The following is a 9,788-nucleotide window of genomic DNA, read 5'->3' on the forward strand; positions in this document are numbered from 1 at the left end:
ATTTTTGACATTAATTTTAAAAGCAGATAAACTTATTTACAAAGGATTAATAAGTTTGTCTGCTTTTTTATATTAAATTGGGGAGGAAAATTTAATGGAAAAATATATTCTTGCTATTGATCAGGGAACTACAAGTTCCAGAGCTATTATATTTGATAAAAGTGGAAAAGAAGTAAGTAAGTCTCAAAATGAATTCCCTCAGTATTATCCAGAACCTGGCTGGGTAGAACATGATCCAGATCAAATCTGGGGAACAACAAGTGGAGTTATTGCTGATGCTCTGGCCAGTGCTAATTTAACTAAAAAACAAATAGCAGCTATTGGTATCAGCAATCAGAGGGAAACAACAGTTATCTGGGATGCTGAAACTGGAGATCCAGTCTATAATGCTATTGTCTGGCAGGATAAAAGGACTTCTAATTTGTGTGATAATCTAAAAGATAGAGGACTGGAAGATAAGATAAAAGAAAAAACTGGTTTAGTAGTGGATTCCTATTTTTCAGCAACTAAAATAAAATGGATTTTGGATAATGTTGATGGTGTTCGTGAAAAAGCTGAACAGGGCCAATTACGTTTTGGAACTATAGATAGCTGGCTTATTTGGAAATTAACAGGTGGTAAATTACATATAACTGATTATACAAATGCTTCAAGAACTATGTTATATAATATTTTTGATTTAAAATGGGATGATGAATTACTTGTTGAACTTGATATTCCTAAATCACTTTTACCTGAAGTAAAAAAATCCAGTGAAGTTTATGGTAAAACAAATGGAGATGTATTCGGAGCAGAAGTTCCAATTGCCGGGATAGCAGGTGATCAGCAGGCAGCTACCTTTGGTCAGGGTTGTTTTGAAAAAGGGATGGCCAAAAACACTTATGGGACCGGTTGTTTTATGTTAATGAATACTGGAAAAGAGGCAGTTGAATCTGAAAATGGTCTTCTGACAACCATTGCCTGGAATATAGATGGAGAAATAAAATATGCCCTGGAAGGTTCTATTTTTGTTGCTGGTGCAGCTGTTCAGTGGCTTAGAGATGAACTAAAAATTATTGATAGTGCTGCTGATTCAGAATATTTTGCTCGAAAAGTTGATGATTCAGGTGGTGTTTTTGTTGTTCCTGCCTTTACTGGATTGGGGGCACCTTACTGGGATATGTATGCCCGAGGAACTATTGTTGGATTAACCAGAGGTTCATCCAAAGAACATATTATTAGGGCAACTCTGGAATCAATAGCCTATCAAACTAGAGATGTTCTGGAAGCTATGGAAGCTGATTCTGGACTTGAATTAAAAGATATGAAAGTAGATGGGGGAGCAGTTGAAAATGATTTTTTAATGCAGTTTCAGGCTGATATCCTGGGAACTGAAGTAAAAAGACCTGAAATCAGCGAGACAACAGCCTTAGGTGCTGCTTATTTGGCCGGCCTTGGAGTAGGTTACTGGCATGGAATAGATGAATTAGTGGAAAGATGTAAAAATGATAGAGTTTTCAAACCTAAAATGAGTGATAAGGATAGAAAAAAAGCCTATGCCGGATGGAAAAAAGCTGTAAAAAAAGCCAGGGGGTGGATTGATGATGAAAGTTGATTTTGCTGAATATAATTTTAAAGGAAAAGATGGTTTAGATATTTATGGAAGCAGGTATGAAATTGATAAACCTAAAGGAGTTATTCTTGCTTTACATGGAATGGCTGAACATAGAAAAAGATATGATGAATTTGCTAATATTTTAAACAATGCCGGTTATTCCTTTTATATCCATGATCATCGTGGCCATGGAGAAACAGCACTTGAAAATGATATGCCTCTAGGTCATTTTGCTGATGAAAATGGCTGGGAAAAAGTTATAGGAGATGTAAAAAACCATCGAGAGTTAATAGAAAATAGAAATGATAGGGAAATTCCTGTTTTTCTTTTTGGACACAGTATGGGATCTTTTGTAAGTAGAGATTATATTAATCGTAATCCAGATGATTTTTCTGGAGCCTTATTATCCGGGGCAGCTCTGGTGAAAAGAACTGAACTATTTTTGTTAAAATTTTTTATTGGTTTAGAAAAGCTTTTCAAAGGAGATAAGAAAAATAGTACTCTAGTAGAAAATTTGATTTTTTCTTCTAATAATCGTTCTTTTAAAGATACAGAAACACCTCATGATTGGTTAAGTAGAAATAGTGAAATTACAAAAAAATATTATGAAGATGATCGCTGTGGTTTTAGCTGTACAGTTAAATTTTATGATGATTTTTATGAGGGAATGAAAAATACAGCTTATATTGAAAATTATAAATCTATCTCAGAAAATTTTCCGATTATTTTTCTCTCAGGTGAAAAAGATCCAGTTGGAGGAAAAGATATTATTGAATTAGCCAAAAAATATAAGAAGGCCGGTCTGAAAAATGTAGAACATAAATTATACCCTCAGGCAAGACATGAGTTAATTAATGAATATAATAAAGATGATTTTTTTGAAGATGTAATAAACTGGTTGGATAAAAATATAATTTCATTTAAGAGGCAGGAAGATGAGGGTAGTAATGAGAAGTAATAAAGTAAGCATAAAAATCCTGCTGGGATGCTCCCTACGACTGTGAGAGTATCAGGTAGGGAGTTTTTTTCAGAAGGAGGATAATATGGATAATCATATAAGACTTTTTAATTTGATTGCTCCTTTTTATAATCTGTTTTTTAAAATGCAAACTAATAATTATAGGTCTTTAATTGAAAAAAATATAGATAAAATTGATATTTCGGAAAATGCTAGAATTTTGGATTTAGGATCAGGTACTGGAGCTTTTGGTTATTGCTGGCAGGAAAAAGGTTATGAAGTTAAAGGAGTAGAAGCTTCTCCAAATATGTATAAAAGATGCTTAAGTAATGGTATTGATTGTGAGAGAATAGATATTACTGAAGGATTACCTTTTGCCGATAATAGTTTTGAAGTAGTAACTGCAGCTTACCTGGCCCATGGTTTAACTGAAGAGAAAAGAAAGATTTTATATAAGGAAACTAGTAGAGTTGCATCAAATTATGTCATCTATCATGATTATCATGATAATGATTATTTTTTAATAAAAATTATTGAATTTTTAGAAGGTGGAGATTATTTCAATTTTATTAAAAAGGCACCTTCTGAAATGAAAGAATATTATGGTGAATTAAAGAAAATAAAAAATAGTCCCTGGAATAGCTGGTATATTTTTAAAATTAATTAAGGAGCGATTTTTATGGTTGATTTAAATGAAATTGAAAAAATTTTTAATGACATAATAATCTGGGTACAAAACAATGTATTCTCTATTGATAATTTAATTGACGGGGTTCTTTTGCTCCTGATATATTTAATAGCTATTTATATATATAAAAAATCATTTCCTAGAATAAATAAACTTGTTAAAAAGATAAAATTTATTACAGTTCAACAAAAAAATAAATTAATAAATATAATTTTAAAACCATTAATTTATATGTTTTTAGTCTGGATTTATGTTTTAATTGTAGAAATAACTGGATTTAGCCATTTCTTTAGCAGTATAGCTGCAAATTTGCTTACAGCCTGGGTTTTTATTAAACTAATAACAACCTTTTTACCGGATAAATTTTATGTTAAAATATTGTCTTATGTTATTTGGGCAGTGGCAGTTCTTAAAATTTTAAATATTTATGAAAGAACTATTAGTATTCTTGAAAGCCTGGCTTTTAAAAGTGGGAACCTGGAAATTTCCGTATTATTAGTTATTAAAGGTTTTATTATGTTTATCATATTTTTCTGGCTTGCCAGAAAAATTAATGAATTTTCCACAAAAAGAATTGAAAAATCAGATGAATTGACACCTTCTATTAAAGTTTTGATTAAAAAACTAACTAAGTTTGGTTTTTATACTATTGCTTTTTTAATAACATTAAGTAGTATTGGTGTTAACTTAAGTACTTTTGCTTTCCTTGGTGGTGCTATTGGTGTTGGGCTTGGTTTTGGTTTGCAAAAGATTGTCTCTAATTTTATTAGTGGAATTATTATTTTACTTGATAAATCAATTAAACCTGGCGATGTTGTAGAAATTAATGATATTTACGGAAGAGTTAAAAATCTTGATACTCGTTTTGTCTCTGTTGTTACTCCTGCCAGCAAAGAATACCTTGTTCCAAATGAAAATTTTATAACAAATCAGGTAATTAACTGGTCATATAGTGATGATCGAGTAAGAATAGATGTACCGGTAGGAGTTGCTTATGATAGTGACCTTAACCGAGTTCATGATTTATTATTAGAGGCGGTTGCAGATAAGAAGAGAATAATAAATAATCCACAGCCTAATTGTATTCTAAAAGAATTTGGAGATAGTACTGTTAATTTTGAATTAAGATTTTGGATTAAAGATCCTCAAAGAGGTTTGGCCAATATTAGAAGTGAAGTTTTATTTGATGTCTGGAATCTGTTACATGAAAATGATATTACTATTGCATTTCCTCAACAGGATCTTCATTTTAAAACAATTTCTGATGAAATGATGGAAAAATTCAAAATGGCTTTTAATGCCGAAAATAATTAGGAGGAGATAAAATGATTTGGAAAGAAAGTTATAAGATAGGTGTTGAAGAAGTTGATAAACAGCATAAAGAACTTTTTAAGAGATTAAATAATTTTATTAAAACTGTTCGTGGTGATGAGGATGACAAAGAAACCAAAAGAAAAAAGGTAGCAGAAACTCTTGAATTTATGGGAGATTATGTTGATGAACATTTTTCAGATGAAGAAAAATTACAGAAAAAATACGATTATCCTGATTATGAAAAACATCATGAAATTCATGAAAAATTCAAAGCAGAAGTCAGGGAATTTGCAGAAGAATTTAGTGAAAATGAGTATGATGAAGAATTTGCCATGGAATTTAGTGGCCGTTTACTTACCTGGTTAATCAACCATGTTGCTGATACAGATCAGAAAATAGGAGAACATATAAATAAGGTAAAAGAAGAAAGAGGTGAAAAATAGACAATGGATGTAAATTATTTAAACCCAATTTTAGATGCAACTAATAATGTTTTTGAAACTATGATGCAGCTTGAACCTAAAAGAGGAGATATAGAATTAAGAGATGAGGTTATAACAAATAATCAGGCCAATGTTATTATTGGATTGACAGGTGATATAGAAGGTTCTATTGTCTATAGTTTTTCTAAAGAAATTGCTTTAAATATTGTTAATGAAATGGCCGGGATGGAGATAGATGAAATTGATAAATTTGTAACTTCTGCTATTGGAGAAATGGCCAATATTATTAGCGGTAAGGCAGCTACAGGATTGGCTGAAAAGGATTATGAATGTGATATTGCTCCACCACAGACTGTTTTAGGTGAAGATACAAAAATTTCAACAGGTACTGAAAATATACTTAGTGTAAAACTTGAGACTAAAATGGGAGATTTTCAGGTCAATTTTTCTATGGTAAAAAATTAATTAAGATGGAGGATCATCATGTTATTGGATTTAAAGGATATTGATTTATCTAATAATGAAGAAAAAATTATAAATAACTTCAATTTGGAAATTGAAGGTGGTAATTTATATCCTCTGGTTTATTCTCGTGAGGAAAAAGAACTCAGTTATATCTTTAGATATCTCTTAAAATTACGCGGGGATTATAAAGGATTGGATTTAAAAGATATTGCTTTTTTTCCTGATAAAGGAGGATATTATCCTGATCTGACTGGTATTGAGCATTTTGATATTTTTGAGAAAATATATACTGAGTTTTCAAGAGATAAGGCCAGAGAATTAGTATATGAATTTAAGATACCTTTAGAAAGAAAACTAAAAGAGCTTCCTGATTTTCAAAGAAGAATCATTGTTATATCAGCCATTCTTGCTACTAAACAGAAAATTTTATTTTTAGAAGAACCTTTAACTAATCTACCAGGAAGTGAAGCATCGCTTTTACAATATATTTTTGCAGAAGAATTAAAAGATGATAGAGCTATTTTGTTAACTTTAAGTAAAGATAAAATTGAGAGATATAATTTTAATGAATATTATCTTTTAAATAAGAATGGAGTTAAACTTAGAGATAAAAAAGAAAAATCTACAAATAAGAAAGATAATGATGAAGAAAAAATCAAAAAAATTCCAGTCTGGGATGAAGAAAAAGCTTTTTTAGTAGATCACCAGGATATTAAATGGATTTCAACTTACAAGGGTAAATCTACTCTTCATACTGCAGATAATGAATATAATGTTAATCTTTTGCTGAGGGAACTTGAAGAAAGGCTTGATTTTCCACCATTTTTTCGCTGCCATCGAAGTTATATAATTAATCTAAATTATATTGAAGAAGTAGTGACCTGGTTTAATGGAACATATAATCTTAAAATAGCTGAAGAAGAAATACCAGTTAGCAGATCAAATGTAAAAGAATTAGAGGAAATATTAGGAATATAGTAAAATAAATGTAAATAATTATTTTAGAGAGAAGGTGATTTATTCATTTTCTCTCTTTTTTTATTTTAAAAATAGTCATTTTATTTTCAAATATGGGATTTCATTGTCTGTAAGCTACAATTTATTTAATTTTAACTACAAAATCAATCAAACATGCTATAATTAATCTAGAAAATGAAGATGAAAAAAACATTTAAGAATTGAGGTGAAATTAATGGAAAAATCAGCAGGAAAAAGAAAAGATAAAAACAAATTTAATAATAAGGATGAAATAATAATTGATTTTGAAAATATAACTAAAAATTATGGCAAAAAAAGAGTGATCAATGATTTTAATCTTCAGGTGAAAAAAGGAGAGGTGCTGGCTCTTTTGGGAAAAAATGGCGCTGGAAAAACTACATTATTTAAAATATTATTAAATATTGTAAAAGCAGATGAAGGAAAAATAGAAATAATGGGAGAAAGTAATAAGAAAAGCAAAATAAGAGAAAATATAAGTTTTTTAGGTGAAGATTATAGACTTTACTCATATCTGAATGCTGAGGAGATAATTGAACTGGCTTCTAAATTTTATAAAAAATATGATAAAGAGTGGGCATTAAATAAATTAGAAGAATTTGATATTCCCCTTAATAAAAAAATCGAAAAATTTTCAAAAGGAATGAAACAGACTGTTAGGTTGATTCAGGCTCTGGCAAATAAAGGAGAAATAATAATTCTTGATGAGCCATCTGCAGGTCTTGATGTAAAAATGCAAAATGAAATAATTACTCTAATTCAGGATATTAATAATAAAGGTAAAACAGTTTTATTTTCCTCACATAATTTATTGGAAGTAAAAAAGCTGGCTGAAAGAGTAGCTTTTATGAAAAAAGGTGAAATAGTTGCAGTTAAAGATAAATCATTTATAGCCAGGGAAGAAAATAAGATTATTTTTGTTCCCCAAAAGAAAATTAATGAAAATGAACTTGTTATAGATGGAATTACAGGAATAGAAAAAGATGGCAGCAAATATATAATTTATTATGAAAAAAATGAGAAAGAAATAGTAAAACATCTAACCCAATATCCATATTTTAAATTAGAATATGGAGAATCTGATCTGGAAGAATTTTTCTTGAAAATTACAGGAGGTGATGACAATTCTAATTAAAAAAGAACTTAAATCAGCAAAATGGAAATATGTTATATTTTTTGCTTTATTAATAATTATGGCTATTACGATTATTATTCAATATCCTTTTGTAAAAAATCTTTTAGAACAGGGTATACTTGAAGGAATGCCCCAGTGGATGGTAAAAGGGGCAAGCCAGCAAACTGATTTTAATGTTTATCTTTCTTCTAATTGGTTTGATAAAAATTTACTGCAATTATCAGTTATTTTTAGTATTTTACTTGGAATGTCAGTAATAGCTACAGAAGTTGAAGACCATACTATTGAGTTTTTATTAACAAGACCATTTAGTAGGGAAAGAATATTTTTTGAAAAAACAGGAATTCAACTTGCTACTGGTTTAATAATAATGATTTTAACAACTTTTGTTTTAGGAATTATTTCTTTGTTTCAGGGTTATGAAGTAGATTTGATTCGCCTTTTAATTGGGATAATTCCCTTATTTGCCAAGTTTTTTATTATTTATAGTTTAGCACTTTTAGTTTCATTGTTTTTTGATGACCAGGTTAAAGCGGGAATTTCCACAGGAGTTATTTTATTTCTACTCTGGGGGATTAATTTTATTTGGGATTTAGCATTTGTAAATATTTTTTCTTATGCACCAGTAACCCCTTTTTATTTGCATGGAATATTTCCCTGGTCAGCTATTTTGAAATTATATTTATTAGCATTTGTTTTATATAGTCTTTCACTTTATAAATTTAAAAATAAGGATTTTTAAAAAATTAGGAGGAGATAATAATATGTTATTAGCCACAACAGATATAAAAAGTGATTATGAAGTTTTAGGAATGGTTAGAGGTAGTGAAATGAAAGCTGTAAATTTAGGCAAAGATATTTTTGCTTTTTTCAGAAAGTTGATTGGTGGTGATGTCAAAGAGTATTCTGAACTTTTAATTGATGCTCGTGATTCTGCTATTGCAGAAATGGAAGAAGAAGCTGAGAGAATGGGAGCAGATGGGGTTATAGGAGTTCGTTTTGCTACTTCGACAATTAGTAGTGGAGCAGCAGAAATTGTAGCTTATGGAACTGCAGTTAAATTTTAATAAGGCATGTATATTCAATTATTTCAGGAGGGGCTAACCCTCCTGAAAATATTTATAACTTAATTTTAGAGAATAAAAATAATAGGTATTTAAAAAATACATAACTTACTAAGACAATTGCTAAAATTTCTATAATAAGAGCTGGATATTTAAATAAATGAAATGAAAATTTATTTATAAGATAATTGTTAGTTAATTTTAAGCCAATTGCAGTAATTACAAATGGAAAGGTAAAAGCGGAAAAGCTGGGATGAAAACCTACTGACAGCATTTTAGGTAAATAAAGTATTACAGCTATTATTGAAAACTGGTGCAGTTACACTAGCAACTACAATCCCAACATATACAATAAAATAACTTGGAAAAACTTTTTTAATATCAAATTTAACAAGAAATTTTAAAGTAAATATCAAAATAAATAAAGCTATTATAGAAGATAATGCTCCAGCAATAGGGATAGGAGTGTTTTTTAGTATATTTGTCATCTTTTACCTCCTAATCATTTTATTACTCCATTTTCAATAAAATTTTTCATTACCCAGGCTGCTACTTCTCCAGTAATATCATAACAATGTTCTGCTCTTTCCTGGCTATTAAAGTCATCAAATTCCATAGTTAATACTCGACAACAGGTAGAACCATATTTATCTATTATATGATCATGTAAAGCAGCATTATTTGGAAAAGAATCTGGCATATCTGCACCTGGTTTTTCTCTTCCATAAGCTAAGCCCAGAGCCATTACTCCTCCACTTACTGCTCCACAAAGACATCCTGATTTACCAATTCCAATTGGAAAACCAGAGGCTAATTTTGCTAGTTTAGGTTCAAAGGGCTGATCTAACATTTCATTAATTGTTGTGATTACTGATTCTGAACAATAGAATTCTCCTCTTTTAAAATAACTTTCTTATCAAGTTTATAAATAAAACTTATTTTATCTAATTAAAGTGATTAATATAAAATGAACTATTGACAATTAGAGTCAATATAATAAAATAATAGATAGAAGTTGAAAAAGAATCTCAATTAAAGTATTAAATATATGAAGAGGTGATTAATATTCAGGACAGAAATAAAGGAATTATTCTAATTTTACTTTCATCATTGTCTTTTGCACTTATGGCA

11 protein-coding genes and 1 pseudogene are annotated in these 9,788 nt (G+C 29.4%); 10 read left to right on the forward strand and 2 right to left on the reverse strand.

Annotated features, from left to right (window positions below; all coding sequences use genetic code 11):
• Positions 1-94: 94 nt before the first annotated feature.
• The 10 genes from glpK (at position 95) to VJ881_07070 (ending at position 8,660) form a co-directional block, all read left to right on the forward strand.
• A complete protein-coding gene (gene glpK, locus VJ881_07025) occupies positions 95-1,594 on the forward strand; it encodes a glycerol kinase GlpK (protein ID HKL75802.1) in 1,500 nt (499 codons plus the stop codon).
• On the forward strand, positions 1,581-2,552 hold the full coding sequence (locus VJ881_07030) for an alpha/beta hydrolase (protein ID HKL75803.1): 972 nt from the start codon (positions 1,581-1,583) through the stop codon (positions 2,550-2,552). The genes glpK and VJ881_07030 overlap by 14 nt, the downstream gene beginning before the upstream one ends.
• Positions 2,553-2,637: 85 nt before the next feature.
• Positions 2,638-3,219: a class I SAM-dependent methyltransferase gene (locus VJ881_07035; protein ID HKL75804.1), complete on the forward strand. Its 582-nt coding sequence runs from the start codon at positions 2,638-2,640 to the stop codon at positions 3,217-3,219.
• Between the two features lie 12 nt (positions 3,220-3,231).
• Positions 3,232-4,554, forward strand: a complete 1,323-nt coding sequence (locus VJ881_07040) for a mechanosensitive ion channel domain-containing protein (protein ID HKL75805.1) — start codon at positions 3,232-3,234, stop codon at positions 4,552-4,554.
• Between the two features lie 11 nt (positions 4,555-4,565).
• The gene (locus VJ881_07045; protein ID HKL75806.1) at positions 4,566-4,997 is read left to right on the forward strand and encodes a bacteriohemerythrin; all 432 of its coding nucleotides are present in this window, start codon (positions 4,566-4,568) and stop codon (positions 4,995-4,997) included.
• 3 nt (positions 4,998-5,000) lie between these two features.
• On the forward strand, positions 5,001-5,462 hold the full coding sequence (locus VJ881_07050; protein ID HKL75807.1) for a chemotaxis protein CheX: 462 nt from the start codon (positions 5,001-5,003) through the stop codon (positions 5,460-5,462).
• Between the two features lie 18 nt (positions 5,463-5,480).
• Positions 5,481-6,440, forward strand: coding sequence for a LytTR family transcriptional regulator DNA-binding domain-containing protein (locus tag VJ881_07055; GenBank protein HKL75808.1), 960 nt, complete (start codon positions 5,481-5,483; stop codon positions 6,438-6,440).
• 214 nt (positions 6,441-6,654) lie between these two features.
• Positions 6,655-7,593 (forward strand): ABC transporter ATP-binding protein, encoded by a 939-nt coding sequence (locus tag VJ881_07060; GenBank protein HKL75809.1) that lies wholly within the window; start codon positions 6,655-6,657, stop codon positions 7,591-7,593.
• Positions 7,577-8,335: an ABC transporter permease subunit gene (locus tag VJ881_07065; GenBank protein ID HKL75810.1), complete on the forward strand. Its 759-nt coding sequence runs from the start codon at positions 7,577-7,579 to the stop codon at positions 8,333-8,335. Before VJ881_07060 ends, VJ881_07065 begins: the two co-directional genes overlap by 17 nt.
• Before the next feature lie 22 nt (positions 8,336-8,357).
• Positions 8,358-8,660: a heavy metal-binding domain-containing protein gene (locus VJ881_07070; GenBank protein ID HKL75811.1), complete on the forward strand. Its 303-nt coding sequence runs from the start codon at positions 8,358-8,360 to the stop codon at positions 8,658-8,660.
• A 272-nt stretch (positions 8,661-8,932) separates the two neighbouring features.
• On the opposite strand, the gene VJ881_07075 is transcribed toward VJ881_07070, so the two are convergent.
• Both VJ881_07075 and VJ881_07080 read right to left on the reverse strand, forming a co-directional pair.
• Positions 8,933-9,145, reverse strand: coding sequence for a hypothetical protein (locus VJ881_07075; protein ID HKL75812.1), 213 nt, complete (start codon positions 9,143-9,145; stop codon positions 8,933-8,935).
• Positions 9,146-9,159: 14 nt separating this feature from the next.
• Positions 9,160-9,534 (reverse strand): annotated as a pseudogene (locus VJ881_07080) (C-GCAxxG-C-C family protein).
• Positions 9,535-9,788 lie beyond the last annotated feature (254 nt).

The sequence above is a fragment of the Halanaerobiales bacterium genome (genome assembly GCA_035270125.1).
Taxonomy (GTDB): domain Bacteria; phylum Bacillota; class Halanaerobiia; order Halanaerobiales; family DATFIM01; genus DATFIM01.

Coding starts and splice junctions, on each gene's coding strand:
- VJ881_07050 (HKL75807.1), top strand. CDS start 5,001: ATGGATGTAAATTATTTAAACCCAATTTTAGATGCAACTAATAATGTT.
- glpK (HKL75802.1), top strand. CDS start 95: ATGGAAAAATATATTCTTGCTATTGATCAGGGAACTACAAGTTCCAGA.
- VJ881_07035 (HKL75804.1), top strand. CDS start 2,638: ATGGATAATCATATAAGACTTTTTAATTTGATTGCTCCTTTTTATAAT.
- VJ881_07075 (HKL75812.1), bottom strand. CDS start 9,145: ATGACAAATATACTAAAAAACACTCCTATCCCTATTGCTGGAGCATTA.
- VJ881_07055 (HKL75808.1), top strand. CDS start 5,481: ATGTTATTGGATTTAAAGGATATTGATTTATCTAATAATGAAGAAAAA.
- VJ881_07070 (HKL75811.1), top strand. CDS start 8,358: ATGTTATTAGCCACAACAGATATAAAAAGTGATTATGAAGTTTTAGGA.
- VJ881_07065 (HKL75810.1), top strand. CDS start 7,577: ATGACAATTCTAATTAAAAAAGAACTTAAATCAGCAAAATGGAAATAT.
- VJ881_07040 (HKL75805.1), top strand. CDS start 3,232: ATGGTTGATTTAAATGAAATTGAAAAAATTTTTAATGACATAATAATC.
- VJ881_07045 (HKL75806.1), top strand. CDS start 4,566: ATGATTTGGAAAGAAAGTTATAAGATAGGTGTTGAAGAAGTTGATAAA.
- VJ881_07060 (HKL75809.1), top strand. CDS start 6,655: ATGGAAAAATCAGCAGGAAAAAGAAAAGATAAAAACAAATTTAATAAT.
- VJ881_07030 (HKL75803.1), top strand. CDS start 1,581: ATGATGAAAGTTGATTTTGCTGAATATAATTTTAAAGGAAAAGATGGT.